Consider the following 18,375-nt stretch of genomic DNA (forward strand, 5'->3'; position numbering starts at 1 on the left):
GCGCGGGTGCGTACCGCGTGCCCGGCAGGGGCTGGGTATCGGGTGGGGTGGGGATGACTTCGATCGAGCGGACCGCGTATCCGCGGTTCAAGCGGTTGATCACGGCGCGTGAGCTGCATGTGTTCTTCACGCCGTGCGAGGAGGAGCGGGCTTGGGCGGAGGAGGCTGCGGACTCCGATGAGCACCAGCTGACGCTGTTGTTGGCGCTGAAGTCGTACCAGCGGATGGGCTGTTTCCCGAAAGCGCACGACGTGCCGGACCAGGTGATGGAGTTCGTGCGGCGGGCGGCGGAGCTCCCGGAGGACACCCTGCCGGTGTACGGCTCGGAGCGGACGGCCAAGAGCCAGCGGAGCATGGTCCGTCAGCGGTGCGGGATGCGCTACGACGGGCCTGCCGCCCGGGCGCTGGCCGAGGAGACGATGCGGATCGGGGCGGCGTCGAAGAACAACCCCGCGGACCTGATCAACATCGCGCTGGAGAAGCTGGTGGAGGCCGGGCTGGAGATCCCGAGCTTCTCCACCCTGGACGCGATGGCCTCCACCGTGCGGGCCCGGGTGAACGAGGAGATCCTGGCCGGCATCCGGGAGCGGATGACCGAGGACGAGCGAGCGCGGCTGCTGGGCCTGGTCGACGTCGTCGGCCTGGACGGCAAGACGCTGTTCAACGCGCTCAAGCACAACCCCGGGCGGGCGACCTGGTCGAACTTCAAGCGCCTCAAGGGCCACCTGGCGTGGGTCGACGGGCTCGGCGAGACGGCCAGGTGGCTGGAGTCGGTGGCGACGGGGAAGGTCGCGGACTTCGCCGGGGAGGCGGAGGCCCAGGACGCGGCGACGCTCAAGGACTACACCGCCCGCCGCCGGGTCGCGCTGATCGCCTGCCTGGCAGCGAAGGCCAGGATGCGGGCCCGCGACGACCTGACGACGATGTTCTGCAAGCGGATGGCGGGCAAGGCGAAGAAGGCCCGCGAGGAGCTGGCGGAGATCCGGCGCCAGCAGCAGGAGATCGTGGAGACGCTGGTCGCCAACTACCGCACGCTGCTGCAGCAGGTCGACGTCGGCGGGCCCGCGCAGACCGCGCGGGCGAAGGCTGCCGCGCTGACCCAGCGGGCGCTGGACGCGCTGGAGGGCCTGGACGAGGAGTCGAGCGCGGCCGAGGCGGTCCGCCAGCTGGAGGGCCGCGTCTCGCCCGCCCTGCTGACACTGGCCGAAGGACTGATGGTGCAGTCGAACGGGCTCGCCTCGCTCACCGCGGCGGTGGAAGGGCTCGGCGGGTTCGACGCCCAGTACGCGCAGATCGAGCGGGTCTCCGCCCACCACGGCGACAACTGGGAGGTGCTGCTGCACGGGCACCTGAAGGCGGACCGGCCGGTGATGTTCGACCTGCCCGACGTGATCGAGCTGAGGGCCACCAGCGAGGACTCCTCGGTGCTGGACGCCCTTGCCCACGCCAGGGCCCACCGGGCGCTGGTGCGCGACTTCATCCCCGACCTCGACGCGGACGGCCGCAAAGTGGACGTCTCCTTCGCCACCCAGAACTGGCAGAAGGCGATCCGCGACCGGCGCCGGCCCGGGCATTTCGTGCGCCGCCACTTCGAGGCGATGGTCTTCTTCTACCTCGCGGACGAGCTCCGCACCGGCGACGTCGCGGTGCTCGGCTCGGAGGAGTACGCGGACTGGTCCGAGCAGCTGCTGCCCTGGGATCAGGTGGAGGCGAAGCTGCCGGAGTACCTGGCGGAGGTCGGCCTGGCCGCGCCGGACGGCCAGGTGCCGTTCGACGGCCGCGCGCTGGTCGCCCAGCTGCGCGGGCGGTTGAGCGCGGCGGCGGCTGCGGCGGACGGCGAGTACCCGGACAACGACGAGCTGTTCATCGACCCCGACAGCGGGGCGCCCAGGCTCAAGGCCCGCCGGGCGGAGAAGCCCCGCAAGAGTGCGCAGGTGCTGGAGCAGGCCGTCAAGGAGCGGATGCCCGAACGCACCCTGCTGGGGATCGTGGCCCGCACCGCGTACTGGACCGAGTGGTGGAACCGGTTCGGGCCGGCGTCCGGCAACGACCCCAAGCTGAGGGACCCGTTCGGCCGGTACGTGATCACGACGTTCGTGAAGGGCACGAACATGACCTTCGCCGAGGCCGCCCGGCACATCGCCGGCGTCTCCGGCCACGAACTCTCCATCGCGTCCCGCCGCCACGTCACCACCGCGAAGCTGAACGAGGCGATCGGCGACGTGGTCGACCGGCATGCTCAGCTCGACCTGTCCCGCGCGTGGGGCAACGGCACCACCGCGGCGGCCGACGGCACCCACATGGACACCTACCTGGACAACCTGCTCGCCGAGACCAGCGTCCGGTACGGGGCGGTCGGCGGCATCGCCTACCACCACGTCTCCGACCTCTACATCGCGCTGTTCACGCGCTTCGTGCCGTGCGGGGTGTGGGAGGCCGTCTACATCATCGAGGGCTTGCTGAAGAACACTTCCGAGGTCCGCCCGACCACCCTCCACGCGGACACCCAGGGGCAGAGCTACCCGGTCTTCGCCATCGCCCACCTGCTCGGCATCGACCTGATGCCCCGCATCCGCAACTGGAAGGACCTGCTGTTCTTCCGCCCCTCGCGCACCGAGAGTTACGAGCACATCGACGCCCTGTTCGGCGAGATGGGGCGCAACGTCATCGACTGGCGCCTGATCGAGACCCATTTCCGGGACCTGATGCGGGTGATCGTCTCGATCCGCGAGGGGGCCATCTCCTCCGTGCTGCTGCTGCGGCGCCTGCGCTCGGGCTCCCGGCGCAACGCCACCTACACCGCCTTCCGCGAGGTGGGCAAGGTCATCCGCACCGTCCAGCTCCTGCGCTACCTCTCGGACAGCCCGCTGCGGGCCCGGGTGACGGCAGCGACCAACAAGGTCGAGGCGTTCAACGGCTTCTCGGACTGGGTGCGCTTCGGGCAGAACGGCACGGTGGCGGCGAACGACCCGGCCGAGCAGGAGAAGGACGTGAAGTTCACCTCCCTGCTGGCCAACCTGGTGATCTTCCACAACACCCTGGACATCGCCGACGTCGTCCGTGAGCTGCAGGCCCAGGGCCGAGCGGTCGACCCGCTCGACCTCGCGCAGGTCTCCCCGTACCTGACGGAGCACATCAAGCGGTTCGGCGAGTACTCCACCCACGAACTCGGCATCACACCCGACGCCTACGACGCCCGCTTGGACGTCGACTTCAGTGTGCTCGGCGACGAGAAGGCGACAGCAGCATGACGGCCCTGAACGTCGAGCGGGCTCGGCGTCGAACCAGCACGAGGATTCCTCCCTCCGGTACTGCAGCCGGTCATGGGCGGCGGGAGGGCAGTTCTCGGACACCCTTCTCGCGGCAGGCCCGGGAGCCTGCCGCGAGAGGCCGGGCCCCGGCCGGTGCAAGCCGCCGGGTCTGCGGGAGCCGACGCGTACGGCCGGAGCGGGGCGCGAGCGAGATCCGCCAGGCTTCCCGAGGCTAGATCGTGAACCTCATGGCGGGCTGAGGATGGCAGACCGGGCCTTCTCCCTCAACCCGCACACAGGGGATTTTGGGCCCGGACTCGGTCCCGAGGCTGCCGAATCCGAGGCCGGGCCCGACCTCGGACTCGGCCCCGAGGATTTGGACATCGATCTGCGTGCCCTTGGGGAGTCCACGGCTGCGGGAGTAGTCGTAGACCAAAATCTCCATTCCGCTGAAGGTGTGATCAGCCTTGCACTGCAGCTGACCCTCTCCGAGGAACAGCGAGTCCGAGCCTGCGATCTTCTGGATAGTTGCGCGATAGGGGCCGGGCTCGGCGCATGTCCCGCTCCAGACGGTGTAACGGTCATAGGGCCCGTTCCGCACCTCGTTCACGGCATCGAGTTTGAACGACCACCGGGACTGCCAGTCACTGGGCGGCGGTACGGCCTGTGCGGGAACGGCGGTACCGAGAGCGGCCATCAGGGCAGCTGCGGCGACCAGCGCACGCCGGGCAGGGTTCATCGGGGACTCCTGTCTACGCGGCCCCCTCCCATGGGGGCCAGTGCCCTCAGGATGATCGTTGCGATCGCTCGACCGGCGCGCGCAGCACCGTCCGTCACCCCATCGGGTGGGAACGGGCCATGGGCCGTGCCTGCACTACGAATGCGGCCCCGGGACGGTGGAACAGCCAGTTGGCGCTGGGCAGCGGATTTTGGGCGCTACGGGGCAGGGTTGAGGGTCTTGTGTACGACGCCGACGGACACCTTGACGGCGGCGGCGATCTCGCGGATGGACTGGCCTTCGGCGCGGCGGGCGAGGATCACGCGCCGTTTGTCGTCGTCCACGACGGGGCGCCGTCCGCCGATCCGGCCGCGGGCACGGGCGGAGTCGAGGCCGTTCTTCGTCTTCTTCACGATGTCGCGACGCCGGTCTTCGGCGAGGGCGAGGGCCAGGTCGAGGATGAGCGAGCGTTCGGTGTGCTCGCCAGCGGCGATGCCGTCCAGCACCTTGACCGCAATGCCGCGCTGGAAGAGGTCGTTGAGGACGATCAGCCCTTCGAGAAGGTTGCGGCCGAGGCGGTCGACTTCCTGGACGGTGAGCATGTCGCCGTCGCGGAGGTAGTCCAGGGCGGCGGTCAGGCCGGGCCGGTCGTCGACGGCGAGTTTGCCGCTGATCTTCTCCTCGAAGACTTTGAGGCAGATCGGGCCGAGGGCGTCGTGCTGGCGCTGGGTCTTCTGCTTGTCGGTGCTGACGCGGACCAGTCCGATGAGCGCCACGGGGCACCCTTTCCGTTCATCAAACGTCTTCAGGTAGCGATCTGAACGCTAGCGGTTGATGAACGGGAAAATGAACGGTTCCGACGGGGAATGGGGACGCGGGGCGGCGCAGCGGCGTGCGTTCGGCAAACGGTCGATAGATGAACGCGGGCACCTGCCCTGGCTGTCTTGAAGGTGGATTCACCACAGCGCTGCCTGCATTGGCGAGGCAGCGGGGGCCATGTGCGGCGCGCCGGACAGAGGCAAGATCACTGGCTGTAAACGGCCTGTCGCTTTGCGCGGTGCGACGGAAGGATCAATGCGCACGGCCGCGTTCATCCGTCCGGACCGTGCATGAGACTGGGGAGTTGCTCATGGAGACCGTCGATTTCGGGACCACACCGGCCGAACGGTTGGAGCGGCTGCGGGGGAAGTTGCGGGGTACGCCGGTGGTGGGTACGCGGGCCGCGCAGCGCACCCAGCCGTCGCGGGGGTCGCATCTGCTGCTGGGGGTGATGCTGCACGCGGCAGCCCGGCTGGAGGCCGGGCTGGAGCTGACGGACCTGGAAACGCGGATGCTCGCTCCGCTGCGGCTGTTGCTGTCGGAGGAGGAGGTCCGTGACTTCGGGCGGGTGTACCGGGAGGAGAACACCGCGCGCAGTACGGCCGCGGTGTTCCCCGAGGTGCTCACCGGGCGGGCGGTGGAGCAGGGATACGCGGTGGCGGATCTGGTCAAGGACCTGCCCGCGCTGCGCGAGGAGATCCTCGCGCAGGCCAATGTGAACCTCGTCGACCTGGACGCCCCGGCTGCGGGCGAGGAGACCTGGGACAGTGCGCAGTTCATCGAGGGTCAGGCCGCCTACGGGTACGGGGCGACGTTCGTGACCGCCTCGAAGACGACGGTGCCGCCGGCCGAGGAGCCGGGTGTGAACGCCTCGTTCATCGCGCGGGTGGACATGCACTCGTTCTACTGCGAGGACGAGTCCAACGAAGCCTCGGCGTCCGACGAAATCTACTGGGCGACCAGCTCGGTGGGTGCGTTCGGGGCCCGGACCGAGCTGCTGACCCCGGTGAGAACCAACGTCGACAAGGGCGAGTGGCACGACTTCGCCGCCAACACCACGGTCTTCTACGGCCGCGTGAACACCTCCCTGGTGTGCAACATCTCCTGCTGGGAGGAGGACGACGGCGGCGACAAGTGGCGGAACGAGCTGCGCGACAAGCTGCGCGCCATCAGTGCGGAGCTGATGAAGTTCCTTGAGGTCATGGAGATCTACGGCTACCTGGCGCCGCAGTACGGCGACTTCCTGGACTACGTGCAGATCACCGCGATCGTCGCGCTCATCGTGGCCTGGCTGATCGATCTGTTCCGCAACAACGACGACCTGATCCAGGAACGCACCCTGGTCTTCAGCCAGGCCGCGCTGCGCCAGTTGGTCACCAGCGGTGGGGCAAATTCGACCGGCTGGGTCTTCAACGGCGGCGACGCCGAAGGCCGCCACCGTCTGCAGCTCAAGTGGATCGGCAGCCCGCCCCCGGCCGACAACCCCGGCGACGTCATGGTGATCACCCGGGCAAACGGACGGTGGAGCGCCCCGGTCCGGCTGCGCGATGTCACCGACGCAGGCCCATCGATGGTGGTCCACAACGGCGACCTCCACGTCGCCTCGCGCGGAATGAACGGCGGCGTGCATATCGGCAAGTTCAGCGGTGGCGTCTGGGGCGGCTACGGGTTCGTGCCCGGGCTCACGACCTGGACCCCGCCGGCCCTGGCGGTCAACGCGGGCACCTTGTACGTGACCAGCGGCGGCCCACAGGGCCAGATCTACGTCTCCGCCAACAGCTTCGACTGGGGCCGGCCGGTCCAGCTGTCGGGGGCCAGCTCGGCGGGTGCGGCCCTGGCCAGCCGGGGCGGGCAGCTGCACTGCGCGATCCGCGGCAAGGACGACAACGGCCAGGTGTACCTGGCCTGGCTCAGGGGCACCACGTGGTCGGCCTTCCATCCCGTCCCCGGCCTCACGACTCCCCACGCCCCGGCCCTGGCCGCCCACGCGGGCAATCTGTACGTGGCTGCCGTCGGCATGGACGGCAAGACCTACGTCAGCGTCGACAACGGCACCGCGTGGTCCACGACGCCGATGGACCTCGGCGGCCTCACCGACTGCGCCCCCGCGCTGACCGTCCGAAACGGAGTCCTGTACTGCGCGGTGCGCGCCCTGCAAGGAGAGGTCGTCCTCAATAACCTCAACGGCACCACCTGGACCGGCTTCCACACGCCGGTCCCCGGCGCGGCCACCATGTCGGAGGCCGCCCTGGCCGGTGACACCGGCGACACCCTCCACATCGCCTACCGCAGCATGTAACCCCCGGGGGCTGCGTGCTGTGCACCACCCCCGCCGAGGGAGCACACCCGCAGCCCGCGAGGTCGTGCGCACGTCCCGGCCGTAACCCTCCGGGCTGGTTTCGCCCCGTACCGGCGACCCCAGTCCGGAGGCGGCCCTACCGTGCGGGAAGCGCCGCCCGCACTCGGGCGCGCAGCCCACGATCCGAGGACGACGCACATGACGACTGCCGTGACGAGCCAGAAGTTCAGCACGCTCTTCGACTGGTTCGACCAGGACCAGGACGGCCAGCTCACCCAGGCCGACCTGCGAGCCACCGCCCGGGTGTTCTCCCAGGCGGCAGCCGACGACGACCACGGCAACATCACCGCCATCCATGACGCCTTCGAGCAGTGGTGGCAGCTGCTGCTCCAGCATGCCGACACCGACGGCGACGGCCAGGTCTCCCGCGAGGAGTTCATCACGGCCATGGAGGTCAACGTCACCGCCCCCGAACACTTCGAGACGGCGGTCATGACGATCGCCGACGCGGTGATGAACGCCCTGGACACCAACGGCGACGACGTCCTGGACCGCGAGGAGTACATCCGCCTCTACGACACCCTCGGCGTCCCGCAGGAACTGTCCCAGGAAGCCTTCGCGCGAGTCGACCGCGACGGCAACGGCGTGATCAGCTACGGCGAGTACCGGGCAGCCATCGTCGAGTTCTACCTGAGCACCGACCCCACCGCCCCCGGCAACTTCCTCCTCGGCCCGCTTACCCAAACCGCCTGACACCCCGGCGGCCGAAACAGCCCCCAGCACAGAGGTACGGGCCGGACCGCGGGGAAAGCCGCACCCGCACCACCAGACCAACCCCTGTGCTTGAGCGCAAAGCAGCGCCCGGCACGGCTCACAGCAGAGTCCGTACCGGGCGCCGCCCCCTCAGCCCCGGCAAGGGCCTGTGGCAGGCCCGACCGCTGGCCGTCCCTGCAACTGCGCCCGCAGCCGTTCCAGCCGCTGCTCCTGAGTCGTTCCGAACCCGACCGATTCCATACCCGCCAGCTCAGCGCCCCCATGCTGCCCGGGCAGGCAACCGTGAGCGAAGACGTGCCGGATCACTTTCGACTTCCGGCTGACACGATCGGCATCCGATACCTACGCTGAGAATGATCATCATTCCTGACGTCGAGTGAACAGAGGTCCCCCATGGCAAGCGTCCTCCCCAACGGCGCGACCATCAGCGATGCCGCTGCCAGCGCCCTCAAAGCGGCGCGAAACCGGTCCGAGTACGAAGAGGCACTGCGCCTGGCGCCCGCCTGCTCATACACCGACCCCTTCGGCATCGGCATCACCTTCTACGAGAAGACAGCCGACGGGCACCTCTTCCTGAGGAACACGCCCCTCGCCAATGACAAGGCGCGCTGCCCGGACGGCCGCCTCTACTTCAACATGGATCAGCAAAAGGCGCTCTTCCCCGACGAGACCCCTGCCCTGGGCGACGGAAGCGACCCCAACCCGAAGATCGGCCAGGTGTACTAGGAGGCGCCCCCTGGATGAACAACTGCGGCACGCACCGACGCTGCACCGAACGCCGCAGAGCGGCCATCGAGTTCCTCCTCGCTCTGGCCGCCACCATCACCACCATGCGCTGCCACATCCGCCGCGCATGGTCTCTCTGCCGGTGGAACACCCGGCCTCCGAGCCCACCCATCCGATGCCCCTGCTGGCGGACTTCGAGGACACCCCTAGCCCGCGGTGTCCTCGAAGTCCGCCATGCCGATGCCCGCTTCGAGGATGCTGTAACTGCTGCTCCTGGCCAGCCGGCGCGGCGCGGTGTATTCCGCGACGACATCTCCCGACCCGTCCACAGCGGTCAGCACAGCAGGGATGACCGTTCCGCCGGTGATGACGAGCTGAGGCGTCCCCTCCACATACCGCACACTGACCATGCCCACCTCGTCCGGCGTCACCTCAGTCACCGGGAACGGGCGCAGAGCAGTCTGCCCCGCCTCGCCCTCGCCCGCCGGGATGGAACTCATGTCGATTTCCTCGACTCGCTGTGCGGTCTCATCAGTCATGGCGTCCCCCCTCAGGGCATGGTTCCCTGCCGGCCCCTCGCGATCCTCCCCCGCCAAACCCCCACCACACCTGCGGACGTGACGCATCAGAGAGCGAAGCTGCCCACGTGTTGCGTCGGGGCGAAACCGGGCCGGGACAGGGCTGCGACGGATGCGGCGGGAAGGGCGCTTCACGTGGCCCCGGTGACTTAGCGTTACCGCGCCGAGAATATCGGCTACACCCACCCGGGCACCGGCACCCCGGCGGTAGGCGATAGGGGACCACAAAGCAGCAGTTGCCCCGTGGTGACCGATCAGAGCACACACGGCGGGGCCGTCCCTCCAGCGCACCCGCTTCGGAGGGGAGCCAACGACACCGCCCTCGCCCGGTCGGCTGTGGGCAGTTCACCGCTCCTCCCCGGCGTCCGCGTCCTCGTCGAGATGAACGGTGGCGGGGTCGCCCAGGAGCCGCAGCCCTTCACGGGGAGGCCCGCAGAACCCAGGACAGGACCAAGCCCTCGGCCCGAAGGGTGGGCTCACACATCCAAGATCATCCCACTGCCCCTTTTAGGCTCACCTTGGCTGGACCCCGTGAGCGTCCCGCGCCGCCAGCCGGCCCACCAGCCGCCGCCGGTGCCGTCGTCCCCCGCGGGCGGTTCGTCCGGCTGCTGGTGGCGGCTGCGCAGCATCCGCGCGCCCGTCCACAGCAGGTAGCAGACGCCCGCCCAGCGCAGCGCCTCGTACCCGAGGCGGGAGGCGGTGAGCAGCACGCTGACCCCGGCCGCGGAGGCGGTGCCCCAGATCAGGGTGCCGGTCTGGATGCCGAGCACCACGCCCCACGCCTGGCGCCGCCGCCCCAGGACGGCGGTGCGCAGGATCAGTGCGGTGTCGAGCCCCGGGGTGAGCGTGAGCAGGCCCACCACCAGGGCGAAGGAGGCGAGCGCTCCGGCCATCGTCGTCAGGTCCACGGCGGTCGAGTCTACGAGTCGACAGGTCTATGCGTGGGCGGGCCCAGGAGCGGGCGGGTCCAGGAGCGGGCGGGTCCAGGAGTCGGCGGGGCGGCCGAAACGGGCCAGGCAGTGCCACACCTTCTTCAGGTCCTGCGGGTCGTGCTGCCCGCTGCGGGCGGCGGCGCCGATCGCGGCCGGGTCGAGCACGCCGTCGCGGGCGACCTCGGCGGCGAGGGCGGTGACGTGCGGGCCCCGGTAGTCGGCGTGGCGGGGCAGTTCGGCGGCCGGGAGGCGGTAGCCCGGGTGCCACTCGACGGGGCAGGGCAGGGCGCGGGCGGCGGCCTCGACCTCGGTGCCGCGGTGGCTCGGGTCCAGGACGAGGGCGGCGACGTGCAGGTCGAACCGGACGGGGCCGTGCAGTTGGGCCTCGATGTAGTCGTCCAGGGCGTCCTGCTCGTCGGCCTCGGCGAGCGCGAGCAGCGGCATGGCCTCGATGGTGCCGAAGTCCTCGGGTTCGAGGAAGCTGTCGGGGTAGCAGAAGGTGGCCCGGTGCAGGGTGCCGGGGGCGAGGCGGAAGTGCGCGGAGCCGAAGCGGGGCGCGCCGCCGTACGGGCTGCGGTGACGGTTGAGCGCGCCGTAGACGGGGCGGCTCTCGGCGGGGGCCTCGTCGTAGGCGCCGCCGAAGATCCGGCTCTCCCACTTCCAGCGGTCGCCCCCGGGGTGGGCGGTGAGGCCGCCGTTGCTGGTCCCGGTGCTGAACTGGGAACGGTAGACGCCGTCGCGGGCCATCGCGGCCAGGATCGACGCCCCGTCGGCGCCGGTCCGGTCCGGGTGGAAGTTGAGCGTGACGTCGAGCCCGGCGAGCAGCGGGTCGCCACTGCTGCGGGCCGCGACGTGCCGGAGGGCTGCGCGGACTTCGGGCGTCTGTTCCATGGCGCGCAGTCTGCCCTGGTCAGCCCCCCTCCCGCAGCCCTTTTTCGCGAGCGGCGAAGCAAGCGGCTGCGCCGCCGGGGGGACACGACAGGCTGCGCCGCCAGGGGGCGCGACAGACTGCGAAGCCAGGTCTCTCAGCCCGCGTTGACCCGGGCGAGCAGGCGCAGCAGCCCCGGGCTGAGCCGGCCGAGCAGCCGGGCGGCCTTGGCCTCGAAGGTGACGGGGACGACGGGCTTGCGGGTGCGGACGGCGCGGAGGATCTCGGCGGCGACCTTCTCCGGGGGGAAGCCGCGGCGGGCGTACAGCTTGGAGACCTTGGCCTGCTTGGCGGCGAGGGCGTCGTCGTGCAGGCCGGAGAAGGTGGTGGTGCGGGTGATGTCGGTGTTGACGATGCCGGGGCAGATGGCGGAGACGCCGATGCGGTGCGGGGCGAGTTCGGCGCGCAGGCAGTCGGAGAGCATGAGGACCGCGGACTTGGAGGTGGCGTACGCGGCGAGCCGTTTGGCGGGCAGGTAGGCGGCGGCGGAGGCGAGGTTGACGAGGTGGCCGCCCGTCCCCCGCTCGACCATGAGCTGTCCGAAGGCGCGGCAGCCGTGGATGACGCCCCACAGGTTGACGTCGAGGACGCGGCGCCACTCCTCCTCGGTGGTCTCCAGGAAGGTGCCGGAGTGGCCGATGCCCGCGTTGTTGACGACGACGTCGGGGACGCCGTGGTCGGCGGCGACCTGCCGGGCGAAGGCGTCGACGGCGGCGCCGTCGCTGACGTCGACCCGGTACGCGGCGGCCTTGGCGCCGGAGAGTTCGCACAGTTCGGCGGTGCGCCGGGCGGCGGGCAGGTCGCGGTCGCAGACCACGACGCGGGTGCCCCGGTCGGCGAAGGCGAGGGCGGTGGCCCGGCCGATGCCGCTGCCGCCGCCGGTGACGACGACCAACTCGCCCGCCGCGGAGGGTTCCTGGCGGGCGGCGGTGTGGTCGCGGGCGGTGAACTCGCGGACCAGCGCGGCCACCGCGGGGCCCTTCTCCAGCAGGGCGGACCAGTGGGTGGCGTCGAGGGTGCGCCGGGTGAGCCGGGGGACCCAGCGTTCCAGGCCCTCGGAGAGGAAGTCGGCGACGTAGTGGTCGCGTTGCAGGGTGATCAGCTGCACCGGCACCTCGGTGTGCCGTTCGCGCGGGGCCCGGACGCGGGGGCGCATGTTGGCCCGGTACAGCTCGATGCCGTGCACCGCGTCCTTGGCGAGGGTGGCCTGCGGGTGGCCGGGCCGGGGGCGGACGGCCTCCAGGTCGCGCAGGACGCGCGGCCACAGCCGGGCCAGGCCGAGCTTCCAGGCGGCGGGGGCGAGGACGGGGAGCTGGAAGAGCGCGATGTACCAGGAGTGGGCGCCCTGGCGCAGCAGTTGGGAGAGGTGGCGGGGGGTGGGGCGGCGCAGCCGGTGCCGGATCCAGTGGCCCATGTGGTCGAGGCAGGGGCCGGACATGGTGGTGTAGGAGGCGATCCGCCGGTACGCGCCGGGCGCGGTGACGGCCTCCCAGGCCTGGACGCTGCCCCAGTCGTGCGCGACCACGTGCACGGGCCGGTCGGGGCTGACGGCGTCGGCGACGGCGTACAGGTCCTGGCCGAGCAGTTCGAGCCGGTAGTCCTCGCGGGCGGCGGGCACCCCGGAGGCGCCGGAGCCGCGGGTGTCGTAGCGCACCACGTGGTGGTCGGCGGCGAGGTCGGCGGCGACGTCGTCCCAGACCGAGTGGTCGTCGGGGTAGCCGTGCACCAGGAGCACCGTGGGGCGGGCCGGGTCGCCCTGCTCGTACACGGCGAGGGCGAGTCCGCCGGAGTCGACGGTGCGGCGGCGGGTCGCGTCGGTGCCATCGGTGCCGTGGGTCCCGTCGGTGCCGTGTGTCCCGTTGCTGCGGCCGGTCATGCTGCGTCCTCCTGGAGTGCCCAGCGCCGCACGTGCGGCAGGTCGTCGTCGAGCCAGTACGCGTCCTCGTCGGTGACGACGAGGAGTTCCTCGAACTTGATGCCCACGTCGCGGAAGCCGATGTGCGGTTCGACCGCCCACAGGCCCGGGGTGGGGGCGTGCCGGGAGGCGCGGCCGCCCGCCCACAGCGGGGAGCGGCCCTCTAGGCGTTCCTTGACGAGTTCGCGTCCGAGGGTCTGCAGCGTACGCACTCCGAAGCCGAACAGGTTGACGCCGGCCGGGCCGCGGGCGGTGTTCCTGGTCACCTGGTGGCCGATGACCCGGCCGGGGTAGACCTGGTGGCGGTTGTCGTAGCCGTGGGCGGCGAGTTGGGCGTCGACGGCGGCGTACACCTCGGCGAGCGGCTTGCGGGCGCGGACCTCGCGCAGGATCAGCTCGCGGTAGACCCGGAGGTCCTTGGCGAGCAGGTCCCAGACGGGGTTCTCGCCGACCTTGCCGCCGTAGCCGATGTCGGCGGTGTAGCCGTCCACCACGGGCGCGCAGTCGAGCACGTACGGCATGCCCTCGGCGAGGACCCGGGAGCCCGCGAAGAACTGCAGCGGGGTGCGGAAGTGCCGGAACGCGGTGCGGTCGCCGAACCAGGCGAACGGGACGTGGAAGAAGTCCTGCACCCCGGCCCGCACCAGGCAGCGGCGCAGTTCGGCGGTGGCCTGGCGTTCGGTGACGCCGGGTTCGATCCAGGCGGCGACCTGTTCGGCGCAGTGGTAGGCGAGCTGCTGGACCTCGCGGAACTTCGCCAGGTCGCGTTCGTCGTAGGGGAATCGGGGCATCTCACACCTCCAGGACGAGGGTCTCGCCCTCGGCGGCCCGGGACACGCACGGCAGCACCAGGCCGGCGGCCCGCTGCTCCTCGGTCAGGCGGCGGTCGCGGTGCTCGGGCGTCCCGGCGGAGACCTTGAGCACGCAGGTGCCGCAGAAGCCCTGCTTGCACGAGTACGGCAGGTCGGGGCGGACCTCGCGGGCGACGTCGAGGGCGGAGCGGTCCGCCGGGACGGTCAGTGTCGCGTCACCGATCCGGAGGGCGAACGGGCGCCCGTCCCGGATCGGCGCGGCCCCGAAGCGTTCGAAGTGCAGGGCGGTGGCGGGCGAGGCGGGCAGCGCGCGCTGGACGGCCAGCAGCATCGGCGCGGGCCCGCACACGTAGACGGCGGCGCCGCGGGGCGCGTGCGCGAGCAGCTCGGCCGCGTCGGGGACGCCGTGCGCGTCGTCGGTGCGGACGGTCACCCGGGCCGGGTCGAGCGCGGTCAGCTCGGCGGTGTACGGGAGGGCGGCCGCGGTGCGGCCGGTGTGCACCAACTGCCAGTCGACGGCCGCCTGTTGGGCGGCCCGGGCCATCGGCAGCAGCGGCGTGACGCCGATCCCCCCGGCCAGGAACAGCACCTTCTCCTCCCCGCAGAACGCGAAGCCGTTGCGCGGGCGGCGCACCCGCAACCGCACCCCGACGTGCAGCGCGTCGTGCACCTCGACCGAACCGCCGCCGCCGTCCGCGATCCGGCGCACCGCGATCCGGTAGGCGTGCCGGTCCGCCGGGTCCCCGCACAGCGAGTAGTGGCGCTCGCGCCCCGACGGCAGCGTCAGCACGATCCGCGCCCCGGGCTGCCACGGCGGCAGCGTCCCCCCGGACGGGTCGCCCAGCCGCAGCTCCACCACGTCCTCGGCGACCGGCCGGTGCGACAGCACCACCAGGTGCAGCGGCGGCACCCCCCGCGCCTCGCCCCGGCGCGGGCTGCGCCGCAGCCCGGGGCGGCCCAGCGCGGGGCCGTACCAGTCGCCGAAGGCGGTCAGCCGGGCGAAGAAGCGGTCGGCGCGCGGGCGCCCGTAGAGGTCGGGGGGCGGCGTTTCGAGGTCCATGACGTGACGGCTCCAGGGGAGAAGGGCTGCGAAGCCAGGGGCGCGGGGAACTGCGCGGAGGGGGACGGGACGCGAGGAGGTCCGGGGACGGGGAGCCGGTTGCAGGTGGGCGGAGCCGCTGGGGGTGACACGCTCCGCGAAGCCCGCAGCCGGGACGCGGGCGCTCGGGGAATCCGGATCTTCCCGAAGTCCCGTTCCCCCTCGCGCAGTTCCCCGAGCCCTGTCTCCGCTCAGCGCGTCGCGGCAGCCCGCGCCGCGGGCGACTTCGCGAGGTAGGCGAGCGCCTGGGAGGAGCTGCCCTCGCGGGTGGGGTGGTAGCGGGGGCCGAAGTAGCGGGCCGCGGAGCGGAGGAAGCGGGCCGGTTCGGGGAGCAGGCCGCGCCGGGCGGCGTTCCGGGCCTCGCGCCAGGTGGGGGCGGGGTGTGCGCCCAGGGTGGGGTCGGCGGCGAGCAGGAAGCGGGTGCCGCGGATCCACAGGTGGACGAGGAGCGGGCCGGAGACGAACATGCCGCGGACGCGGCGCAGGTAGCCGGGGTCGAGGTGCCGCATCAGGTCGTAGGCGACGCTGCGGTGCTCGACCTCCTCGGCGCCGTGCCAGCGCAGCAGGTCGAGCATGGTGGGGTCGGCCCCGGCGCGGTCGAGGCCGGGCGAGTTGAGGGCCCAGTTGCCGAGGAAGGCGGTGAAGTGCTCGATCGCGGCGACGAAGGCGACGCGTTCGATGGTGTTCTCGCGGCGCTGGCGGGCGGTCAGCCCGGGCCTGTCGCCGAGGACGCGGTGGAACAGCCAGCTGATCTGCCGGACGTAGGGGCGGGGGTCGAGGCCCTGGCCGAGCAGGTGGTCGAGCACTTCCTGGTGGGCCTCGGCGTGGATCGCCTCCTGCCCGATGAAGCCGAGCACCTCCTCGCGGAGCTGCTCGTCGCGGATCAGCGGCAGGGCGTCCTTGAACACCTTGACGAACCACCGCTCGCCCTCGGGCAGCAGCAGGTGCAGGACGTTGATGGTGTGGGTGGCCATCGGCTCGTCGGGGATCCAGTGCAGCGGCAGCTCGGACCAGTCGAAGTGCACGTCGCGCGGTTCGAGCACCAGGCTGTCGTGCACGGTGGCGGACGGGGTGGGGCGGGGCATGGGGTGCCTCCTGGCGCGCGGTGGACGAGGGGGCGGACGGGAGGGACGACCCGGGGACCGTCCGGCGGGCACACCGGCAAACTACTCGCGGGTAGCGGGTCCGACAAGGGTTTCGACCATCCTTATCAACGCCGAGTCTAATAAGACGCCCGATCGGGTGACCCGACCCCGCAAACCCGTTTGCCACCGCCCCCGCGACCCGCCAGTGTGTCTCCCGTGCCGGGACAACGGAAGCGCAAGCGCAAGCAGGACGAGGAACACGGCCGCCACACCGACGCGTACGCGGGCTGGCAGTGGCACCCGGCCGGCTGGTTCGCCGACCGCGCGAGCCTGGTCGCACACGTCCGGCTGCTGACCGCCCACCACCCCGTCGACGAGCGGCAGTTGCGGATCGACACCCCCTGCACCCGCACCGACGCCCCCGTCCGCAGCCGCCTGCAGGTGCTGCTGCCGCCCGGCTCGGCCCTCGGACCCGACGGCACCACCGTGGTGGCCGCCCCCGCCCAGGAGGCCCCGTGACCGACGCCCCCTCCCCCCTCGTCCGCGCGCTGGTCGCCCACCCGGTGCTGGCCGCCCCCGCCTACCCGGCGCCGGACCACGCCCCCGCCGGCCCGGCCGGGCTGTTCACCGCCTGGCTGCTGGACGCCCTCACCGCGGGCGTCCCGGACGTGCAGGTGCTGACGCTCGCCACGGTCGACGCCGAGGGCCGCCCGGACGCCCGGGTGCTCGTCCTGCGGGACGTCGAACTCCCCGCCGCCGCCTGGCACTTCTGGACCGAGCCCGACTCCCCCAAGGCCCGCCAGTTCGCCGCCCGCCCCGACGCCGCACTCACCGCCTACTGGCCCGCCCACGGCCGCCAGGTCCGCCTGCGCGGCCCCGTCCGCCCCTCCCCCAGCTGCGCCACGCCCTCCCCCGGCCTGCACTGCTACGCCCTGCACGCCGACCAGGTCGAGTTCTGGCAGGCGGGCCCCGACCGCCACCACCTGCGCCGCCGCCACACCCGCACCCCCACCGGCTGGACCGACACCGGCTGGACGGACACCCGCCTGCCCGGCTGACCGCCACGCCACGAGCGCGACCCCGGGGGGCTTGCCTGCGACGCACGGTCAGCCGAAGAAGGGCTCTACCGCTCGGGGTTCACTTGTCCGGACAGTTGCGCTTGTCGTGCCCGTGGAAGTTGCACACGCTGCACTTCCCGGCACGGGGGGAAACGGTGCACGACCGCTTGTCATGCCCTCCCACGCCACACCAGGAACAGGTGCGGGTACCGCTCGCGCTCATCGTCGCCCTCCGTTTGCCCACTCGGCCCATCGCCATCGCGTCCGGATTCTAGCCCCGCCCCCAGCCGTTCTCCTGACGTTCCGTCAGACTGCTGGGACGCAGCAACCGCCGCAGCCAGTCCCGTCGGGCCGCGACCGCCGTGCGGCTGACGGCGGCGTCTGGGGCGAGGGTGTCGAAGCCGTGGCAGGCGCCGGGCCAGACGTGGAGTTCGGCGTGGCCGCCGTCGCGCCAGAGGGCGTTCGCGTAGGCGGTGACCTCGTCGCGGAAGGTCTCGGCGGAACCGACCTCCAGGTAGGCGGGCGGCAGGCGGGAGAGGTCGCGGGCCCGGGCCGGGGCGGCGTACGGGGGGAGGTCGGGGGTGCGGTGCAGCGGGCCGAGGGCGGCCTGCCAGGCGGTGGCGTTGGAGACGGCGTCCCAGGTGTCGTGCCCGGCGGCCTGCCGGGTGGAGGCGGTGGTGCCGCGGTCGTCCAGCATCGGGCTGAGCAGCAGTTGGCCGAGCGGGGCCGGACCGCCCTCGTCGCGCAGCAGCAGGGCGAGCGCGGCGGCCAGCCCGCCCCCGGCGCTCTTGCCCGCGAGCACGATCCGCCCGGGGTCGATCCGCAGCCGTTCGGCGTGCCGGACGGCCCAGCGCAGGGCGGTGCGGCAGGCGTGCAGCGGGGCGGGGTAGCGGGCAGCGGGGGCGAGCGGGTAGTCGACGGAGAGCACGGCCAGCCCGAGCGGCTGCGCCGACTCCCGCAGCACGCGCGGCAGGACGGCGTACGCGTTGCCGCCGATCAGCCCGCCGCCGTGCAGGTGGAACAGCGCGGGCAGCGGCCCGGCCGCCCCGGCCGGGCGGGCGGCGACCACCGGGACGCCGTCGGCGTCGTGCTCGGCGGTCTCGAAGCGTCCGCCGTCGGCGAGTTGCCGCAGGGTCGGTCTCGGCCGCCGGGCCGCGTCGCGCCGCTGCCACTCGGCCAGCGCGTCGGGCGTCAGCGGTGCGGGCGGTCCGCCGCGGGCGGCCAGTGCGGCTGCCAACTCACCGTCCAGGTGAGGATTCTGCACGGCGTCCGCGGCGAGGGAGCGCCCGGCCTTCGGCTGTTCGGTCATGGTGCCGAGTATCCGCGCAACCCGCTCCGCGGTGGGGGCCGGTGTCCGTTCGTCCGCAGTGGACTGGACCAT

At 72.0% G+C, this 18,375-nt stretch carries 16 protein-coding genes and 1 pseudogene; 7 read left to right on the forward strand and 10 right to left on the reverse strand.

The features are described from left to right. The first annotated feature begins 53 nt into the window (after nucleotides 1-53). A complete protein-coding gene (locus OO57_RS25325) occupies nucleotides 54-3,251 on the forward strand; it encodes a Tn3 family transposase (RefSeq protein ID WP_033254955.1) in 3,198 nt (1,065 codons plus the stop codon). 232 nt (nucleotides 3,252-3,483) lie between these two features. On the opposite strand, the gene OO57_RS25330 is transcribed toward OO57_RS25325, so the two are convergent. Beyond that, complete coding sequence (locus OO57_RS25330; protein ID WP_033254956.1) at nucleotides 3,484-3,990, reverse strand: hypothetical protein; 507 nt, start codon at nucleotides 3,988-3,990, stop codon at nucleotides 3,484-3,486. A 197-nt stretch (nucleotides 3,991-4,187) separates the two neighbouring features. Further along, nucleotides 4,188-4,745: a recombinase family protein gene (locus tag OO57_RS25335; protein WP_033254957.1), complete on the reverse strand. Its 558-nt coding sequence runs from the start codon at nucleotides 4,743-4,745 to the stop codon at nucleotides 4,188-4,190. A 353-nt stretch (nucleotides 4,746-5,098) separates the two neighbouring features. On the opposite strand from OO57_RS25335, the gene OO57_RS25340 reads away from it, so the two are divergent. From OO57_RS25340 to OO57_RS41470, 4 genes and pseudogenes are all read left to right on the forward strand, one after another. Continuing rightward, complete coding sequence (locus OO57_RS25340; RefSeq protein WP_033254958.1) at nucleotides 5,099-7,087, forward strand: hypothetical protein; 1,989 nt, start codon at nucleotides 5,099-5,101, stop codon at nucleotides 7,085-7,087. 198 nt (nucleotides 7,088-7,285) lie between these two features. Continuing rightward, the gene (locus OO57_RS25345) at nucleotides 7,286-7,840 is read left to right on the forward strand and encodes an EF-hand domain-containing protein (RefSeq protein WP_033254959.1); all 555 of its coding nucleotides are present in this window, start codon (nucleotides 7,286-7,288) and stop codon (nucleotides 7,838-7,840) included. Nucleotides 7,841-8,254: 414 nt separating this feature from the next. After that, complete coding sequence (locus tag OO57_RS25350; RefSeq protein WP_033254960.1) at nucleotides 8,255-8,587, forward strand: hypothetical protein; 333 nt, start codon at nucleotides 8,255-8,257, stop codon at nucleotides 8,585-8,587. A gap of 11 nt (nucleotides 8,588-8,598) precedes the next feature. Next, nucleotides 8,599-8,763 (forward strand): annotated as a pseudogene (locus OO57_RS41470) (IS5/IS1182 family transposase); the annotation flags it as partial. Between the two features lie 30 nt (nucleotides 8,764-8,793). Here the strand turns inward: OO57_RS41470 and OO57_RS44095 are convergent. From OO57_RS44095 to OO57_RS25385, 7 genes are all read right to left on the reverse strand, one after another. Further along, a complete protein-coding gene (locus OO57_RS44095) occupies nucleotides 8,794-9,126 on the reverse strand; it encodes a hypothetical protein (protein ID WP_158715226.1) in 333 nt (110 codons plus the stop codon). Between the two features lie 515 nt (nucleotides 9,127-9,641). Then, nucleotides 9,642-10,073 (reverse strand): LysE family translocator, encoded by a 432-nt coding sequence (locus OO57_RS41475; RefSeq protein WP_234337497.1) that lies wholly within the window; start codon nucleotides 10,071-10,073, stop codon nucleotides 9,642-9,644. 27 nt (nucleotides 10,074-10,100) lie between these two features. After that, nucleotides 10,101-10,988: a DUF3626 domain-containing protein gene (locus OO57_RS25365; RefSeq protein WP_051778229.1), complete on the reverse strand. Its 888-nt coding sequence runs from the start codon at nucleotides 10,986-10,988 to the stop codon at nucleotides 10,101-10,103. A gap of 134 nt (nucleotides 10,989-11,122) precedes the next feature. Further along, a complete protein-coding gene (locus OO57_RS25370; protein ID WP_033254962.1) occupies nucleotides 11,123-12,901 on the reverse strand; it encodes an SDR family oxidoreductase in 1,779 nt (592 codons plus the stop codon). Next, nucleotides 12,898-13,731, reverse strand: coding sequence for a M24 family metallopeptidase (locus tag OO57_RS25375; RefSeq protein ID WP_033254963.1), 834 nt, complete (start codon nucleotides 13,729-13,731; stop codon nucleotides 12,898-12,900). The genes OO57_RS25370 and OO57_RS25375 overlap by 4 nt, the downstream gene beginning before the upstream one ends. A gap of 1 nt (nucleotide 13,732) precedes the next feature. Further along, complete coding sequence (locus OO57_RS25380; RefSeq protein WP_033254964.1) at nucleotides 13,733-14,812, reverse strand: PDR/VanB family oxidoreductase; 1,080 nt, start codon at nucleotides 14,810-14,812, stop codon at nucleotides 13,733-13,735. Between the two features lie 230 nt (nucleotides 14,813-15,042). Further along, entirely contained in the window at nucleotides 15,043-15,936 is an 894-nt protein-coding gene (locus OO57_RS25385; RefSeq protein ID WP_033254965.1) for a metal-dependent hydrolase, read from the reverse strand. Between the two features lie 216 nt (nucleotides 15,937-16,152). On the opposite strand from OO57_RS25385, the gene OO57_RS46930 reads away from it, so the two are divergent. Together OO57_RS46930 and OO57_RS39805 are read left to right on the forward strand one after the other, a co-directional pair. After that, complete coding sequence (locus tag OO57_RS46930; RefSeq protein WP_033254966.1) at nucleotides 16,153-16,455, forward strand: hypothetical protein; 303 nt, start codon at nucleotides 16,153-16,155, stop codon at nucleotides 16,453-16,455. Further along, nucleotides 16,452-16,994, forward strand: a complete 543-nt coding sequence (locus OO57_RS39805) for a pyridoxamine 5'-phosphate oxidase family protein (protein ID WP_051778230.1) — start codon at nucleotides 16,452-16,454, stop codon at nucleotides 16,992-16,994. The genes OO57_RS46930 and OO57_RS39805 overlap by 4 nt, the downstream gene beginning before the upstream one ends. 271 nt (nucleotides 16,995-17,265) lie before the next feature. Here the strand turns inward: OO57_RS39805 and OO57_RS25400 are convergent, their stop codons facing one another. Then, nucleotides 17,266-18,303 carry an alpha/beta hydrolase fold domain-containing protein gene (locus OO57_RS25400; RefSeq protein WP_051778231.1) on the reverse strand — a complete coding sequence of 346 codons (1,038 nt, stop codon included), beginning with the start codon at nucleotides 18,301-18,303 and terminating at the stop codon, nucleotides 17,266-17,268. Nucleotides 18,304-18,375 lie beyond the last annotated feature (72 nt).

It is taken from the genome of Kitasatospora phosalacinea, from assembly GCF_000717185.1.
GTDB classification, from domain to species: Bacteria; Actinomycetota; Actinomycetes; order Streptomycetales; family Streptomycetaceae; genus Kitasatospora; species Kitasatospora phosalacinea_A.